Below are 15,427 nucleotides of genomic sequence, written 5' to 3' on the forward strand. Positions count from 1 at the left end.
GACCCTTCACGCAGAACCTGTAGAATGTGCCGCCATTGTACTGGCAGCCGCTGTGCACGCGCGAATCGCGCCCCGGCGGCATCGGCGTACCGAGGGACACCATGGCACAACGCAAACGTCGGTTTTCCATCACGGCCTTGCTGGCAACCCTGGCCGTGACCCTGCTGTGCGTGCGCCTGGGGGTGTGGCAGCTACACCGGGCAGAGGAAAAACGCCAGTGGCTGGCCCAGCAGGCCGAGCGCGCCGCCCTGCCCGCGGCCACCGTCAGCGAACTGCTGGCCGCCCGCCCCGACCAGCGCCAGCATCGCCCGGCGCAGGCCCGGGGCCAGGCTGACAATGCCCACGCCATCCTGCTCGACAATCGCATCAACAATGGCCGACCGGGCTATCACCTTCTTACTCCCCTGCTCACCGACGATGGCCATTGGGTCCTGATCAACCGGGGCTGGCTACCCTGGGGGGCCAGTCGCGACACCCTGCCGGCCATCACGCCCCTGAACGGCCCCGTGCAGCTCAAAGGTACGGTCTATGTGCCCTCCAGCGACGAGCTGGTGCTGAAAAATGTCCCCTTGCCCGACAATCAGTGGCCATTGCGGGTACAAAAAGTCGATTTTGCAGCCATTGGCGAAAAACTTGGGGTAGAATTGGCGCCCTTTGAAATCCGGGTGGCCCCGAAACTGGCCCTGACCGGGGTGAAACCGCTGCCGCGCCACTGGCAGGATGCCACGGTAATGACGCCCCAGCGCCATCAGGCCTATGCCCTGCAGTGGTTTGCGCTGGCGGCCGTCGCCGTGATCTTTTTTGTGGCGGCCACCTGGCGCAGCAGCAAACGCGACGGCGAACAGGACACGTGACTGACATGTCTCCACGAACCCGTAACCGGCTTGTGCTTCTGGCCATTATCAGCCCCTTTGTGCTGTTCTTCCTGGCCGGCCGCTACCTGGTGGACCCCTGGTCGTTGCCACGGGTCAACAAGGGTCAGCTACTGATCCCCCATATTCCGCTGGCCAGCCTCAATGCCAGTGATACCGGGGGGCAGCCATTTACCGGCACCGACACCACCGGTAAATGGTCCCTGCTGTACATTGCCGGCCCGGATTGCGATCCGGCCTGCAAGAACGGCCTCTATTACCAGATGCGTCAGGTTCGGCTGACCCTGGGCGAAAACAGCCAGCGGCTGCGGCGGGTGATCCTGCAAACCGCGCCGCCGGGCCCGGCGCTCTCGGCCTTTCTGGCCGACAAGGTGGACGGCATGGTGGTGCTGAACGCCGATCTGGACAAGGTGAAGCAGGCCCTGGCGCCGGCTTACACCCCCGGCCCCAGCAAACCACGGGGCGATATTTTTCTGGTCAGCCCGGATGGCCAGATATTCATGCGGTATCCCACCCATGAAGACATGGATGCCACCCTGGAAGAGGCGGAGAACATCCGCGTCGATCTTGAACGCACCCTGAAAGGGTCACTGATCGGTTAACCGGTTGTTGGAAAACAGCCTTGAGCTGGTGGCCTGACAAGGTCGCTGAAAAAACGCGATGAGGCTTTTTCAACAGCCTGTTAAGGGAAACTGTTACCTATGCAAGCGCTTACCCCTTCACAAATCTGGCTGCGCCGGCTCTGTGTACTGGCCGTTTTTCTTGCCGCCGGTGTTATTACCCTGGGCGCCTGGACCCGCTTGTCCGATTCCGGCCTGGGCTGCCCGGACTGGCCCACCTGCTACGGCCATATGGATGTGCGCAAGGCTGTGGAACACGTCACCGAAGTCAACGACGCCACCCCCGGCAGCCTGCGTGAAGCCCACAAGACCATCCCGGAGATGGTGCACCGTTATTTCGCCTCCACCCTGGGGCTGGTGATCCTTCTTATCGCCAGCCTGTCGCTGATCAACCGCAAACGCGAGAAGCAGCCGGTCAAGTTGCCATTGTTTCTGGTGGTGCTGGTCATCTTCCAGGGCATGCTGGGCATGTGGACGGTGACCCTCAAGCTGCAGCCGGCCATTGTCATGCTGCATCTGCTTGGCGGCTTCACCACCTTTACCCTGCTGGTGTTGCTGACCGCCCGCATGTACCGCTGGCCCAGCTTCCTCAATGACTGCGACGTGCTGACCCTCAAACCCCTGGCCTCGGCCTGTCTGGTGGCGGTGATCCTGCAGATTGCCCTGGGCGGCTGGACCGCCAGCAACTATGCCGCCGTGGCCTGCACCGAACTGCCCGTCTGCGAGCCCGGCTGGCAACAGCGGCTGGACTTCAAGGAAGCCTTCACCTTCTGGGGCCACGACGCCGAAGACTACGAGTACGGCGTGCTGGACAACCATGCCCGCACCACCATCCATGTGATGCACCGCTTCGGCGCCCTGCTGGTGACGGTGCTGGTACTGAGCCTGGTATTGAAAATCCTGCTGCGCGCCCGCAGCGTGTTTTTCCGCAATTTCTCACTGGTGATCCTGGCCCTGCTGGCCGTGCAAATCACGCTGGGCATCAGTAACGTGGTATTCGGCGTCCCCCTGCGGGTGGCCGTGGCCCACAACTTTGTGGCCGCCCTGCTGCTGGCCAGCCTGGTGCTGTTCATCCGCGCCATTAACGTCAAATGTGGTAAACGACGCCCCGCCCGGCGGGAAGGAACCAATTCATGAGTGAAACCAGCCGTTGGCGCGATTATCTGGCGCTGACCAAACCCGGCGTTGTCATGCTGTTGATGGTGACCGCCGTGGCCGGCATGTTCCTGGCGACCAACCCGGCCGGCATGGTGCCACTGCGCATCTTTGTGCCGGCCTTCATCGGCCTGGCGCTGGCCATGATGGCCTCCGCGGCCATTAACCAGATCATGGACCAGAAAATCGATGCGGTGATGGAACGCACCGAGAACCGTCCACTGGTGGTGGGCAAACTGACCCCCCGCGCCGCCATCACCTTTGCGGTGCTGCTGGCGGTGGCCTCCATGGTCATGCTGTATTTTCTGGTCAACCCTCTGACCGCCGGCCTGACCCTGTTCGGCTTTGTCGGCTATGCCTTCATCTACACCCTCTACCTCAAACGCGCCACGCCGCAGAATATCGTCATCGGCGGGCTGGCCGGCGCCATTCCACCGTTGCTGGGCTGGGTGGCGGTAACCGGCGAAATGCACCCCTATGCCTGGCTGCTGGTGCTGATCATCTTCGTCTGGACACCGCCGCACTTCTGGGCCCTGGCCATCCACCGCCGCGATGAGTACGCCAAGGCAGATATTCCCATGCTGCCGGTAACCCACGGCGTGGAGTACACGCGCAAGTCCGTGCTCTATTACACCGTCCTGCTGTTCGTCTGCTCGCTGCTGCCGTTCCTGACCGGCATGAGTGACCTGATCTACCTGCTCAGCGCACTGGTATTGGGGCTGCTGTTCCTCTACTACGCGGTGCGTCTGCGCTTTTCCGAAGACCCGGCCCTGCCGATGAAGACCTTCGGCTATTCCATCACCTACCTGTTCATCCTCTTTGCCGCCCTGCTGGTGGATCACTACCTGCCTGTCACACCGGCCACCATCGCCGGCTGGCTGGGCGTCTGATTGCGGCGTTATACTCCCGGTAGACAGCATGACTACCGGGAGTATGACCATGGCAGGCCGCACGATGGACGACTGGCTCGACGCCTACGGCGAAAGCCACCAGAACCCCACCAACAAGAAGGTCCACTTTGTCTGTGTACCGGTGATTTTCTTCACCGTGGTTGGCTTTCTGTGGGCCATTCCCGTGCCCGGTCTGATGGCGGCGCTGCCCGGGCTGAACTGGGCCAGCCTGGCTCTGGCACTGGTGACGCTCTACTACGCCCGCCTGTCGCTACCCATCGCCATCGGCATGCTGGTATTCAGCCTGCTGTGCCTGGGCCTGCTCGCCCTGATGGAAGGCGCCGGCCTGTCCGTGGGCTGGGTCTGCCTGGGGCTGTTCGTGGTGGCCTGGATCGGTCAATTCTGGGGCCACAAGGTGGAAGGCAAGAAACCCTCCTTCTTCGAGGACATCCAGTATCTGATGATCGGCCCCGCCTGGATCATGGGCTTTCTCTACCGCCAGTGGGGAATTCGCTACTAGCAACCTGCTAAGGCCCGTTCAGCTTCCCTGCCTACGAATTTTGCAGTAGCGTATTGCCGATAAAATCGTTGCGGGGAAGGATAACCACACATGGGCACTCTGATTTTCTTTGGCGTCATCATTGCCGTCGTCGTCTACATCATCGCGGTGTACAACCGGCTGATTTCACTAAAAAACCGCTTCAAGAACGCCTTTGCACAAATCGACGTACAGCTGCAGCGCCGTCACGACCTGATCCCCAACCTGGTGGAAACCGCCAAGGGCTACATGGAGCACGAGCGTGAAACCCTGACCCGCGTCATCGAGGCCCGCAATCAGGCGGTAAGCGCCAAGAAAGCCGCAGCGGCCCACCCGGACGACGGCCAGGCCCTGACCGCCCTGGGCAAGGCGGAATCGGCCCTGTCCGGCTCGCTGGCCAATTTCTTCGCCCTGAGCGAAAACTACCCGGATCTGAAGGCCAACCAGACCATGGCACAGCTGATGGAAGAGCTGACCAGCACCGAAAACCGTATCGGCTTTGCCCGCCAGGCCTTCAACGATGCGGTGATGAATTACAACACCTACCGCGAACAGTTCCCGCAGAATTTTATTGGCGGCCTGTTTGGCTCATTCCAGGAAGCCAAGCTGCTGGCCATTGAAACCGAGCAGGCCCGGCAGACGCCCAAAGTCAGCTTCTGATCCGCGGCCATGGATTTCTTTCAACATCAGCAGCGGGCGCGGCGCAAAACCGGCCTGCTGGTGCTCTACTTCACCCTGGCCGTACTGGCCACGGTGGCCTGCGTCAATCTGGCCATGCTGGCCATCCTGCACCTGAGCGGTTTTCGCGTCAGCGACAGTCGTGACTGGCTGGGCCACCCCAACCCCACCCTGCTGCTGTGGGTCAGCGTCATTACCCTGGCGGTGATTCTGGGCGGCAGCCTGCTGAAACTCTGGCAGCTGCGGGGCGGCGGCGTGGCCCTGGCCAATCTGCTGCATGCCCGCCGCATCGATATGGCCAGCACCGACCAGCAGGAAAAGCGGCTGATCAATGTGGTGGAGGAAATGAGTATTGCCTCCGGCATTCCCACTCCGCAGCTGTTCGTGCTGGACCAGGAAACCACCATCAACGCCTTCGTGGCCGGCTTCAAACCGTCGGAAACGGTGCTGGTCATTACCCGCGGCAGCCTGACCCATCTCAATCGTGATGAGTTGCAGGGCGTCATCGCCCACGAATTCAGCCATATCTTCAACGCCGACATGCGCCTCAACCTGCGGCTAATGGCGATCCTGGCCGGCATTCTGGCGGTGGGCAAGATCGGCCGGTTGCTGCTGCACTCCCGGTCCCGCTCCTCATCATCCAGTAACCGCAAGGGCAACAGCCTGCCCCTGGTGGGCCTGGCCCTGCTGGTGATCGGCTATGTGGGGCTGTTTTTCGGGCGTCTGATCAAGGCCGCCATTTCCCGCCAGCGGGAACTGCTGGCAGATGCCTCGGCGGTGCAATTTACCCGCAACCCGGCGGGCCTGGCCGGGGCCCTGATTCATATCCGCAATGACGGCGGCTCTCACCTGCAAAGTCGTCATGCCGAAGACATGAGCCACATGTGTTTTGGCGAGACCGTCACCCTGCACTTTCATCGCCTGCTGGCCACCCACCCGCCCCTGGATGCACGACTCAATGCCCTGGGCCCGGATTGGGTCGCTCGGGCCCGTACCCGGGCGCGGCAACCCGCCAGCAGCGACACCGCCACCGGCACCGCACCGCCGGCACCGGTCAGTGCCTTTGCCGGCCAAGGTGGCGGCGCGGGCGAGTCCCGGGCACCGTCGCGGCACGTGGCCACCGTGCGCGAAGAGGACATGGGCTATGCCCGTACCCTGCTGACGCTGATTCCCGATGACCTGCTCGACACCCTGCATGATCGCCGGGGCGCCGAGCAGGTCCTCTATGCCCTGCTGTTGAGCCTGTCCGGGGATGCGCAGGAGGCCGTGAAGGTCTGTCAGCCAGAATCGCAGGCCGACCTGCAAGCGCTGACCACGCAAATCGCCGGGCTCGGCAGTCGCCTGCGGCTACCGCTGCTGGATCTGGCACTGCCCACCCTGAAAGCCCTGTCTCGCCAGGAGCGCCAGGCACTGCTTGCGCGACTGCGCGCCCTGGCGGCGGCCGACCGCCGTCAATCCCTGGCGGAATGGGTGCTGCTGACCCTGGCCGAACAACAGCTGGGAGCACGCTCGCAGCGCAATACCCGTACCCGCTTTCACCGCTACCCGGCGGTGGCCGGCGACCTGCAGGTCTGGTTCTCCCTGCTCACCTGGGCCAGCGGTGCCCGGGACCAGCAGGCACAGGCCCTGTTTCAGCGCGCCAGCCACGGCCTGCTGCCGACCGGCCGCACACTCTTGCCGCTGGCGCAGTGCGGCGGCGAAAGACTGCGCCGGGCCAGCGAACGATTACAGGCCCTGTCCCCGCTGCTCAAGGCACCCATACTGGATGCCGCCGCGGACCTGGTGCTGGATGACGGCAAGGTACAGGTGGGCGAAGCCGAATTACTGCGTGCCTTTGCCAGCCTGCTGGAATGTCCACTGCCGCCCCTGTTCAACCAAACCGTGTAAGCTTTTTCCTACACATCTTGTGGTTAATAGCCTGCAAGGAAGCCGCGCCGGACAGGGCAGAATGTATCTGACTACCATTCGTCGGCAAGTGAGTGATTTCGCTGTCTTTTTTAAGGAAGCTGACAGCAAGGAAAACAGGAAGAGACGGTATGGATCTGGACAAGGTAAGTCTTCGCAACGCCTGGCAGGCGGTAGCAGACACCACCGAACAGGTCAGAAACGGAAGCCTGGCCCCAGGCCTGGGCCAATGGCTGGAACAGGCCGGCTTCCGGCTGGATGACACGGTATTTTCCGGTGTCTGCCAGTTCGATGAAGACGTGTTCAGCGGCACGCTGGTGGATGGCAATGGCCACGCCTGGGAATTCGTCGCCGACCTGCAGGACAGCGATGGCTGCTGCCTGGAAGATGTCACCGACGCCCTGGGCCCGAAATCCCCGGACCACCCCGGCGCCGATCTGTGTGATCGGGTGACCATGGCGCTCTATTATCAGCGCCAACAAATGGCCGCCGCCTAATCGCGCCGGAACGGCAATAGACTGCGAGCTTCCTCCCGGTAGGCCTGCACATGGCGGGCCTCCTCTTCACAGAAATCCCCAATGGCGCGCTGGAATGCCGGCTCCACCAGGTGATGCATTGACCAGGTAATCACCGGCTCGAAACCGCGCAAAATCTTGTGCTCCCCCTGCACGCCGGGGTCAAATTCTGCAAGCCCGCGCTCAATGGCAAACTCGATGCCCTGGTAATAGCACAGCTCGAAGTGCAGACAGTCGATGTCCGCCAGTGCCCCCCAGTAGCGCCCGTACAGTCTCGTGCGGTCAAACAGGTAAAGCGCCGCGGCTACCGGCTGCCCGTCACGGCTGGCCAGCACCAGCATGACCTGATCGCCCAGCCCCTCGGCCAGGGCGGCAAAGAAGGCTTCATTGAGATAGGGCATCTGGCCACGCTTGTAGTAGGTGTCCGCGTAGCAGTGGTAGAAGAAGGCCCAGTCCCGGGCGTCAATTTGCGTGCCGCAGCGGCGCTCGACCACGATACCCTGATCACTGACTCGGCGGCGTTCCTTGCGCAGGTTCTTGCGCTTGCGCGACTGGAAAGCCGCCAGATACCCCTCAAAGTCGGTGTAATCCCGGTTGAACCAGCGAAAATGACAGGCCTGCCGACTGACCAGTGGCAGCTCCGCCAGTGCTTCACGACTGGCCGCATCGGGGAACAGCAGATGCCAACCACTGGCTCGCTGCGAGTGCAGCCGCTCCTGCACCGCCTCCCACAGGGACGCCGGCGTCCAGTCTCCCCGCCAGCGGGGTCCCACCACCGGCGTGTAGGGGACCGCCGTCACCAGCTTCGGGTAATACGCCAGACCGTGGCGCTGGTAGGCATCCGCCCAGCTGAAATCGAACACGTATTCGCCACGTGACTGGTTGCGGCTGTACAGCGGTAACCAGCGGTCACCCTCACGGACATGACAGGGCCCCCAGCCCTGACCCGGCGCGGCGGCGCCGGAGGACTCCAGGGCGGTAAAGAAGGCCTCGCTAAGGAAGGGGTAATGCAACGGGTAGCTCCCGAATGAGTTTCTGCCAATGCTTGGGTACAATAGTGCCGCGCCAGCCTGACCACAACAGAGCCTGCGGTGGCCTTTCCTCCACCTGACCGGCGCGGGCCGGCGTACCGCCTCTTTGCTGGCGGTTTTTTCTTTACTTGTTGTTTTGTTCTTTCATTTATCAATATAGGTAGTGTTAATCCCATGAAAGTGTCCAAGTCGCTGGCGTATTTCTACGTCATTGTGGCCGTTTTACTGGCCATACCCGGCGCCTGGCTATTGTTCGCTCCGGACATGGCCATCGTCACCATCCACAACAACATCACCATGGTGGAAATTTCCTCGGTGCACGGTCAGCAAACCGGCCTCGGCCTGCTGCTGGCAGCCGCCGTGAACCTGGTGTGCCTGCAGGGGGGCAAGCAACGTTTGCCGCTGCACCTTGCCGTTCTGTTTTATCTGGCCGGTCTGGTGGCCAGCCATGGCAGCGCCGCCTTCGGTATCATGTGGTGGCTGTGGATTCCCGTCATCGTGTACCTGCTGCCGCTGTTCGGCCCGTTGCCGGTTCGCAAGGTACTGCCCATGGCCCCCGGCCAGCAGCGTGGCGAGGTGAAGTGGTTCAACCCCAACAAGGGCTTCGGCTTCATTCTCACCGACAAGGGTGAGGAGCTGTTTGTCCACTTCAAGGCGGTGCAGAACGGCGGGCGCCGCAGCCTGCGCACCGGTACCCGTGTGCGTTTCAGCACCCGCATGTCGGACCGCGGCGAGCAGGCCGACAATGTTTATATCGAGCAGTAACGCTGCAATCTGCACGCATCAAGGCGGAGCCCGGCTCCGCCTTTTTTCTGTCAGGAGAATAACAATGACACTTGCCATGGCTGACTGGCTGGTACTGCTGGCCTATCTGCTGGTGGTTCTGGGCATCGGTTTCTATTTTTCCCGCCGCAACACCAGCACCGAGGAATACTTTGTCGGCGGGCGACGCTTCCGGGGCTGGGTGATCGGCCTGTCACTGGTGGGCACGTCGATCAGTTCCATCACTTTCCTTGCCTACCCGGCGGACGCCTTCAAGACCGACTGGCTGCGCTACCTGCCCAACCTGGCCTTGCTGCCGGCCATGCTGGTGGCGGCGTTTGTGTTTTTACCGTTTTTCCGGCGCGGCAACATGACCAGCGCCTACGAATTTCTGGAGATGCGCTATGGCCCCTCGGTGCGGGTCTATGGCGCCATCGCCTTTCTGGTGGCCCAGCTGGTACGACTGGCCATGATTCTCTGGTTGTTGTCACTGCTGATCCAGCAGGTCACCGGCCTGTCACCGCAGGCGGCCATTGTGATGGGCGGCCTGTTCGTGGGCCTTTACACGGTGATTGGCGGCATCGATGCGGTGATCTGGACCGATGTGCTGCAGACAGTGATTCTGCTGCTGGGCGGCGTGGTCTGCCTGTGGGTCATTGTCGATGCGCTGCCCGGCGGCCTGGGCCAGATCTGGCGTGACGGCAGCCAGGCCGGCAAGTTTGCGCTGGCACCCTGGCAGGATGGAGCCCCGGGGGCAACATCCTGGCGGCTGTCCCTGAGTGAAAAGACCGCCACCATGATGCTGCTGATCGGCCTGACCAACTGGCTCACCGAGTACTCAAGCAACCAGAACACCGTGCAGCGTTACTGTGCCTCGCGCTCCACCCGGGAGGCCCGCCGTGGCCTGTGGGTCTATCTGTTCACGGCCCTGCCGGTGTGGGCGTTTTACATGTTTCTGGGCACCGCCCTGTGGGTGTTCTTCCAGAGCCACCCGGACAGCACCGCCAGCGCCATTCTTGATGGCCGCGAGCGCGCCGAAGCCCTGATGCCCCATTTCATTACCGCCTACCTGCCCGCCGGGGTGGCCGGGCTGGTGATCGCTGCGGCGCTGGCCGCCGCCATGAGCTCGCTGGATTCCAGCATCAATTCGGTGACGACGGTGGGCGTGGTGGACCTCTACCGGCGTCATCTGCGCCCCGGCCGTGATGATCGGCACTACCTGAAGGTAGCCTGGGCCATGGCGGTGGCGGTCACCGCGGCCATGATCGCCGGCGCCCTGTGGCTTAACAGCGCGGACACCAAAACCCTGCAGGATACGGCCACCATTCTGGTGTCACTGCTGGGCGGCGGCATGCTGGGGCTGTATCTGCTGGGTTTCCTGACTCGCCGGGGCAATGCGCGGGCCGCCTGGGCCGGCATTGCACTGACCCTGGTATTTACCGGCTGGACGGTACTGACCAACAAGGGGCTGCTGCCGGAGGCGCTCAGCGCCCCCTTTGATCTGTACTACACCGGTCTGATCGGCAACCTGCTGATGTTCCTGGTGGGTTATCTGGTTGCCCGTTACTGGCCCTCGGCCCGGGCAGCCAGCGGGCAGTCCTGAGCCGGCGCCGCCGGCTCGCCTTCCTCCTCGGGCAGGCGGGCCCCGGCGGCCAGAATGCGATCGCGGATCAGCCAGCCCAACGCCCAGCAGACCAGCCAGGGGTCCATCAGGTAATCCCACAGGTTATCGGTATGCAGCAGATCCAGGGCAAAGGCCCCCTGCACCAGCACCAGCACCACACAGGTGGCGTAGGCGCGGCACACCCAGGCAAACAGGCCCACCAGCAACAGCACGGTGGCAAAGCCGAAGTTGCCGAAACCCAGGGCATAGGGGTCCACATAACTGGAGCCCAGGCTCATGGGGTAGAACCACAACGCCATCAGTACCAGCATGATGCAGACCGCACGCAATTGCCCCACCGGCAACCAGTAATGGCCGACAATGCGGTGCTGGATGGCCAGCAGTGCCAGCAGACCGGTGGCAATGCTGAAGCCGGCCAGGTAGCTCAGTAGCCAACCGGCCAGCCCCCAGGGCCAGGGCAGCATGGCCCAGACAAACACCAGCACCGCCAACACCGCGCGTGTACGTCGTGTCATCAGCGGCGCACAGATACGCAGCTGCACCGCCACCAGCACCAGGGCCGCCAGCAGGTAATCAAGACTGATCATGCGCCACCTCCGTCAGCTCTCAGCCAGGCATGGCGGATGGCTGCCTTGTTCCAGGTGTAGAGCACATGCAGGTCGCCGTTGCTGGCTCGCAGCATATAGGGATAGTCGTACTGGAAGGTGCACTCGCCACGGCGACACTTGTTTTCCCGCACCCGATCCAGATAACGGGCCGGATTATCCACCTGCACGGTCTTGTCCAGTTCGTTGTCGATCATGTTCAGGAAGGGCCGGGGCTGCATCTGGTCATCACGCCAGGCCTGGCGGTTATGGAAAAACCAGCGCGGTGTCCAGCTGGCGCCTCCATCACGGGTTTCGCGAATACACAGATCATCGCGTTCCTCGGTATTGCAGTTGGTGGCCAACAACCAGTGGCCGGGCGCGATCACCACGCCCCCCAGCGCCGAGCTGGGGTTGGTCAGGCGGGAATAGGTCAATGGCTGCCAGTCCCAGCCCCCGTTCACACTGTGGGACTGGTAGAGATGGCCGTTGTTGGGCCGTTGCTCGTTACGCAGAAACGCTGCCGCATGGGTCGGGCTGTCCACCAGCACCAGCGGTTGAATGGCCTTGCGACCATGGCCGATACGGGCCTTGCCGAGAATGTGGTTTTGCGGGTCCAGACGCAGGATCTCGCCAAACTTGCCCAGCATTTCATGGTAGACCGGCAGGCCCACGGTGCCATCGCTGTAACGAATCGGCGGGGCCTTCACCAAGGTGCTGATATTCATGAAGGGGCTGGTGGTCAGGGCATCCTCGAACTGCCAGCTGGTACCCAGGTCATCCGAGCCCAGCACCACCAGCCGGCTGGCCGCCCAGCCACCGAAGCTGACGGCCACCACGAACAGGCGCATATGACCGTTATCATCCAGTACCGGCACCGCATTGCCCAGCTTGCGCACATAGCGGCCCCACTGGTCGGCAATCTGTTCGCGGGTTACCGCCACATGCTCGTCAGCCCAGCTGCCATTGCGCGGATCAAACAGTGCCGAGTGTATGGCCACATCCGAGGCGCCTTCGCGGCTGCCGGCAAACCAGAAGGCGCGCAGACGCCCGTCGGGCAGCTCCACCATGGACGCAGCGTGCACCATGGTGGTGTCCGCATCGGAGGCAAACGTCATGCGCCAGTGATCACTGGCGGGCATTCGCCCCTGCGGAGCCGGTTTCAGCAATGGCGGTGCCTGCCATAAATGCGCCGGTGTCGCCCAGAAATAGGCGGCCACCAGGGCGGCACCGATCAGCAAATGAATTATTCTTCCCATAAACGATAAACAACGTAATGCATATAAAAAAGCCCCAAAAACAACCACCTGCAGGATTTACCGTGGAACCCATGCAGGGGGCGCGCCAGTCTAACACTGGTGCCCGCCAATACGGTTCACTGTGACCGACGGAATTGACCGATTATCCGATTTGATGAACTTGAAGGTCGGTTATCTGCCTAAAATTTGCCGGACCGCCCCCTTCTGGTGGCATAATGCCTTATTACTAATTTCAATAATCAATGACGTCTCTAAAAACCCAGCGTGTTAAAGGCGTGCACTTGCACCCCCACCTGTTCGCCTTCACCGGTGCCCGGCAAGCGGGTCTGTGGGCGTTTTTTGTCAACATGCTGAAACCGGTATGCGGAGACATGACCAGCGCAAGGATAAAACCCAAGCCCATGGAAAGGTCTATTTTAAGCGTCTTTTTAGTACTTCTTCTCGCGATCAGTGCGCAAACCCGGGCCGCCGACGAAGACTGGAAGCTGGTCAGCGACCGCAACGGCATCCAGGTATACATGAAGCACAACGATAATTCGCGGCTGAAAACCTTCCGCGGCGTCACCCGCTTCGAGCTCAAGGATGAGTATTCCCTGGTGGCTCTGCTTAATGACTATCCGTCCTATCCCAAGTGGCTGCATTTCGTCGACAGCGCCGAGGAATTTCGCCGGACCAGCCCCCTGAAGCGCTGGCTGCGCTTTACCACTCAGCTGCCCTGGCCACTGGCCGACCGGGAAGCGGTGCTGGAAGCGGACGTAAAAGTCATTGATGACGGCAAGAAAAACCAGCAGGTGGTGGTCAACCTGATCAACCAGCCGGACCAGCTACCGCCCAATAACGACTATATCCGCTTCCCGGAAATGCACGGTATTCTCGGTTTCAAGCGCCTGGGTGATGACCAGGTGGAAATGACCTACGAACTGATTCTTGATCCGGGCGGCTATATCCCCGCCTGGATCGCCAACATCCTGCTGCGTGATGCGCCCTATTTCACCCTGGAACGTCTGCGCCGCATCGTGCACAAGCCGGAGTACCAGAACCATTATTACGATTATCTGGACATGCTCCACGGCCCGGGCCGACCGGACACCGAACCGGGTAATTAAAACGTAACAAAACATCTTCCCCCCCTGTCATTTTCGGCCAGCTCCATTACCATGCGGGTAATCCTTCCCTTGTCATGGAGTCAGGCCGGAAATGCGGGTTATCTACTTCCTCTACTGCTGGCTGGTGTTTGTTCCCCTGATGGCCATCGCCACGGTGACCGCCGGCCTGCTCTGCGCCCTGCTGATTCCCTTCCTGCCCGCCGCCCAGGTGGCCAACCTGACCGCCGTGCCCTGGTCACGCCTGGGCCTGATACTCAGTGGTGTGGATACCCGCTTCGACGGTCGTGAACATATCCAGCCCGGCCAGAGCTACGTGATCGTTGCCAACCATCTGAGCCAGTTCGATATCTGGGTGCTCTATGGCTACCTGGGTGTGGACTTCCGCTGGGTGATGAAGCATCAGCTGCGCAAGGTGCCGGTCATTGGTATCTGCTGCGAATGGCTGGGGCATATCTTCATCAACCGGGAAGACCCGGAACAGGCCATTGCCTCGCTTAACGAGGCCCGTGGCCGGCTGGTCAATGGCACCAGTGTATTGTTCTTCCCCGAGGGCACCCGCAGCCGTGACGGCCAGCTCAAGCCCTTCAAGAAAGGCGCGTTCAAAATGGCCCAGGATCTGCAACTGCCGGTCCTGCCGCTGACCATTACCGGGACCCACGAAATCCTGCCGGCCGGCTCGCTGAGCCTGCGCCCGGGGTCGGTACAGGTCACCGTGCACGCGCCGTTACCGGCCATCGGGAACAGCGACGCGGAGTTGCTGGCCCTCAAGGAACGCTGCCAGACCCTGATTGCCGCCCCGCTTGGCAGCGGTTACCCCGAGCCACTGGTCTGACCCGACCCTTAACAGGTATACAGACTGTCCCCAGCGCCAGCTTTTGCTGGCGCCCACGTCACTGAGCCGCCACAATTGGCCCATTCTGCACTGACAATGTCGCTACACTCTGCGCTCTTGAAATCGGTTTGCGATCATTATGCCGCCAGCATCCATCGTGCTGGCAGGCCTGTGGCGCCCAGGTCGCGTCCTTGCTCTACCTTCTAGGGAGTTGATATGAAAAGCTTTAACGACAAAGTTGCCGTGATCACCGGCGCGGGCTCCGGCATCGGCCGGGCCCTGGCACAGGAACTGGCCGCCGCCGGCGCCAAACTGGCCCTGTCCGACATCAATGAGGCCGGCCTGAAAGAAACCGCTGATGGCCTGGGCCTGGGCGAAGACCGCCTGATGACCCGGGTACTGGACGTGGCCAACCGCCAGGCGTTCTATGACTTTGCCGATGAAGTGGTCAACCATTTCGGCCAGGCCAACATGATCTTCAACAACGCCGGTGTGGCCCTGGGTGCTACTGTGGAAGACATGAACTATGACGACTTCGAGTGGTTGATGAACATCAACTTCTGGGGCGTGGTGTATGGCACCAAGGCCTTCCTGCCCTACCTGAAGCAGGCCGACGAAGGGCATATCATCAATATCTCGTCCATCTTCGGTCTGGTAGGCATCCCCACCCAATCCGCTTACAACGCCGCCAAGTTCGCCGTGCGCGGTTTCACCGAATCCCTGCGCATCGAGCTGGAAATGGAAAACAGCACCGTCTCCTGTACTTCCGTGCATCCGGGCGGCATCAAGACCAACATTGCCAAGGCGGCGCGCTTTGACTCCAGCGTTGCGCGGATTACCGGTGGTGACAAGGAAAAATCCATCCAGGATTTCGAGAAACTGTTCCGCACCACCCCGAAGGAAGCGGCCAACACCATTCTCAAGGGCGTGCGTGGCAACAAGCGTCGTGTGCTGATCGGCTCCGACGCGGTGGCCGTGGACACCATGCAGCGTCTGCTGCCCACCAGTTACCAGAAGCTGGTGGCCATGGGTCAGAAATACATGAGCAAGAAGTAG

Annotated in this window: 16 protein-coding genes; 13 read left to right on the forward strand and 3 right to left on the reverse strand. The window is 61.7% G+C overall.

The window, feature by feature from the left end; genetic code table 11:
- The first annotated feature begins 101 nt into the window (after positions 1-101).
- From A11A3_RS02580 to A11A3_RS02615, 8 genes are all read left to right on the forward strand, one after another.
- Positions 102-854 carry an SURF1 family protein gene (locus A11A3_RS02580; RefSeq protein WP_040296644.1) on the forward strand — a complete coding sequence of 251 codons (753 nt, stop codon included), beginning with the start codon at positions 102-104 and terminating at the stop codon, positions 852-854.
- A gap of 5 nt (positions 855-859) precedes the next feature.
- Complete coding sequence (locus A11A3_RS02585; protein ID WP_040296607.1) at positions 860-1,474, forward strand: redox-active disulfide-containing membrane protein; 615 nt, start codon at positions 860-862, stop codon at positions 1,472-1,474.
- 99 nt (positions 1,475-1,573) lie between these two features.
- Positions 1,574-2,629, forward strand: coding sequence for a COX15/CtaA family protein (locus tag A11A3_RS02590; RefSeq protein WP_008927706.1), 1,056 nt, complete (start codon positions 1,574-1,576; stop codon positions 2,627-2,629).
- Positions 2,626-3,537 (forward strand): heme o synthase, encoded by a 912-nt coding sequence (gene cyoE, locus A11A3_RS02595; RefSeq protein ID WP_008927707.1) that lies wholly within the window; start codon positions 2,626-2,628, stop codon positions 3,535-3,537. The genes A11A3_RS02590 and cyoE overlap by 4 nt, the downstream gene beginning before the upstream one ends.
- A gap of 49 nt (positions 3,538-3,586) precedes the next feature.
- On the forward strand, positions 3,587-4,057 hold the full coding sequence (locus tag A11A3_RS02600) for an Mpo1 family 2-hydroxy fatty acid dioxygenase (RefSeq protein ID WP_008927708.1): 471 nt from the start codon (positions 3,587-3,589) through the stop codon (positions 4,055-4,057).
- Positions 4,058-4,147: 90 nt separating this feature from the next.
- Positions 4,148-4,735 carry a LemA family protein gene (locus A11A3_RS02605; RefSeq protein ID WP_008927709.1) on the forward strand — a complete coding sequence of 196 codons (588 nt, stop codon included), beginning with the start codon at positions 4,148-4,150 and terminating at the stop codon, positions 4,733-4,735.
- A gap of 9 nt (positions 4,736-4,744) precedes the next feature.
- Positions 4,745-6,640 carry a M48 family metallopeptidase gene (locus tag A11A3_RS02610; protein WP_008927710.1) on the forward strand — a complete coding sequence of 632 codons (1,896 nt, stop codon included), beginning with the start codon at positions 4,745-4,747 and terminating at the stop codon, positions 6,638-6,640.
- 149 nt (positions 6,641-6,789) lie between these two features.
- Complete coding sequence (locus A11A3_RS02615) at positions 6,790-7,155, forward strand: hypothetical protein (RefSeq protein ID WP_008927711.1); 366 nt, start codon at positions 6,790-6,792, stop codon at positions 7,153-7,155.
- Here the strand turns inward: A11A3_RS02615 and A11A3_RS02620 are convergent.
- Positions 7,152-8,186 carry a GNAT family N-acetyltransferase gene (locus A11A3_RS02620; RefSeq protein WP_008927712.1) on the reverse strand — a complete coding sequence of 345 codons (1,035 nt, stop codon included), beginning with the start codon at positions 8,184-8,186 and terminating at the stop codon, positions 7,152-7,154. The two genes, A11A3_RS02615 and A11A3_RS02620, sit on opposite strands and share 4 nt — an antisense overlap.
- A gap of 192 nt (positions 8,187-8,378) precedes the next feature.
- On the opposite strand from A11A3_RS02620, the gene A11A3_RS18140 reads away from it, so the two are divergent.
- Positions 8,379-8,969: a cold shock domain-containing protein gene (locus A11A3_RS18140; protein WP_008927713.1), complete on the forward strand. Its 591-nt coding sequence runs from the start codon at positions 8,379-8,381 to the stop codon at positions 8,967-8,969.
- Positions 8,970-9,033: 64 nt separating this feature from the next.
- The gene (locus tag A11A3_RS02630; RefSeq protein WP_008927714.1) at positions 9,034-10,569 is read left to right on the forward strand and encodes a sodium:solute symporter family protein; all 1,536 of its coding nucleotides are present in this window, start codon (positions 9,034-9,036) and stop codon (positions 10,567-10,569) included.
- On the opposite strand, the gene A11A3_RS02635 is transcribed toward A11A3_RS02630, so the two are convergent.
- Positions 10,530-11,177 (reverse strand): hypothetical protein, encoded by a 648-nt coding sequence (locus tag A11A3_RS02635; RefSeq protein ID WP_008927715.1) that lies wholly within the window; start codon positions 11,175-11,177, stop codon positions 10,530-10,532. The genes A11A3_RS02630 and A11A3_RS02635 overlap by 40 nt on opposite strands.
- The gene (locus A11A3_RS02640; protein WP_040296608.1) at positions 11,174-12,433 is read right to left on the reverse strand and encodes an exo-alpha-sialidase; all 1,260 of its coding nucleotides are present in this window, start codon (positions 12,431-12,433) and stop codon (positions 11,174-11,176) included. Before A11A3_RS02640 ends, A11A3_RS02635 begins: the two co-directional genes overlap by 4 nt.
- Positions 12,434-12,834: 401 nt before the next feature.
- Here A11A3_RS02640 and A11A3_RS02645 point away from each other — a divergent pair, with 401 nt between their 5' ends.
- From A11A3_RS02645 to A11A3_RS02655, 3 genes are all read left to right on the forward strand, one after another.
- A complete protein-coding gene (locus tag A11A3_RS02645) occupies positions 12,835-13,539 on the forward strand; it encodes an START domain-containing protein (protein WP_008927717.1) in 705 nt (234 codons plus the stop codon).
- 91 nt (positions 13,540-13,630) lie between these two features.
- On the forward strand, positions 13,631-14,371 hold the full coding sequence (locus tag A11A3_RS02650) for a lysophospholipid acyltransferase family protein (RefSeq protein ID WP_008927718.1): 741 nt from the start codon (positions 13,631-13,633) through the stop codon (positions 14,369-14,371).
- A gap of 216 nt (positions 14,372-14,587) precedes the next feature.
- Positions 14,588-15,427, forward strand: a complete 840-nt coding sequence (locus A11A3_RS02655; protein WP_008927719.1) for an SDR family NAD(P)-dependent oxidoreductase — start codon at positions 14,588-14,590, stop codon at positions 15,425-15,427.

This window comes from Alcanivorax hongdengensis A-11-3 (genome assembly GCF_000300995.1).
Lineage (GTDB): Bacteria > Pseudomonadota > Gammaproteobacteria > Pseudomonadales > Alcanivoracaceae > Alcanivorax > Alcanivorax hongdengensis.

What these genes read in the sequence shown, in the direction of transcription:
- A11A3_RS02610 (WP_008927710.1), top strand. Translation starts at nt 4,745, where the DNA reads ATGGATTTCTTTCAACATCAGCAGCGGGCGCGGCGCAAAACCGGCCTG.
- A11A3_RS02630 (WP_008927714.1), top strand. Translation starts at nt 9,034, where the DNA reads ATGACACTTGCCATGGCTGACTGGCTGGTACTGCTGGCCTATCTGCTG.
- A11A3_RS02580 (WP_040296644.1), top strand. Translation starts at nt 102, where the DNA reads ATGGCACAACGCAAACGTCGGTTTTCCATCACGGCCTTGCTGGCAACC.
- A11A3_RS02600 (WP_008927708.1), top strand. Translation starts at nt 3,587, where the DNA reads ATGGCAGGCCGCACGATGGACGACTGGCTCGACGCCTACGGCGAAAGC.
- A11A3_RS02645 (WP_008927717.1), top strand. Translation starts at nt 12,835, where the DNA reads ATGGAAAGGTCTATTTTAAGCGTCTTTTTAGTACTTCTTCTCGCGATC.
- A11A3_RS02605 (WP_008927709.1), top strand. Translation starts at nt 4,148, where the DNA reads ATGGGCACTCTGATTTTCTTTGGCGTCATCATTGCCGTCGTCGTCTAC.
- A11A3_RS02655 (WP_008927719.1), top strand. Translation starts at nt 14,588, where the DNA reads ATGAAAAGCTTTAACGACAAAGTTGCCGTGATCACCGGCGCGGGCTCC.
- A11A3_RS02650 (WP_008927718.1), top strand. Translation starts at nt 13,631, where the DNA reads ATGCGGGTTATCTACTTCCTCTACTGCTGGCTGGTGTTTGTTCCCCTG.
- A11A3_RS02585 (WP_040296607.1), top strand. Translation starts at nt 860, where the DNA reads ATGTCTCCACGAACCCGTAACCGGCTTGTGCTTCTGGCCATTATCAGC.
- A11A3_RS02640 (WP_040296608.1), bottom strand. Translation starts at nt 12,433, where the DNA reads ATGGGAAGAATAATTCATTTGCTGATCGGTGCCGCCCTGGTGGCCGCC.
- A11A3_RS02590 (WP_008927706.1), top strand. Translation starts at nt 1,574, where the DNA reads ATGCAAGCGCTTACCCCTTCACAAATCTGGCTGCGCCGGCTCTGTGTA.
- cyoE (WP_008927707.1), top strand. Translation starts at nt 2,626, where the DNA reads ATGAGTGAAACCAGCCGTTGGCGCGATTATCTGGCGCTGACCAAACCC.
- A11A3_RS02615 (WP_008927711.1), top strand. Translation starts at nt 6,790, where the DNA reads ATGGATCTGGACAAGGTAAGTCTTCGCAACGCCTGGCAGGCGGTAGCA.
- A11A3_RS18140 (WP_008927713.1), top strand. Translation starts at nt 8,379, where the DNA reads ATGAAAGTGTCCAAGTCGCTGGCGTATTTCTACGTCATTGTGGCCGTT.
- A11A3_RS02635 (WP_008927715.1), bottom strand. Translation starts at nt 11,177, where the DNA reads ATGATCAGTCTTGATTACCTGCTGGCGGCCCTGGTGCTGGTGGCGGTG.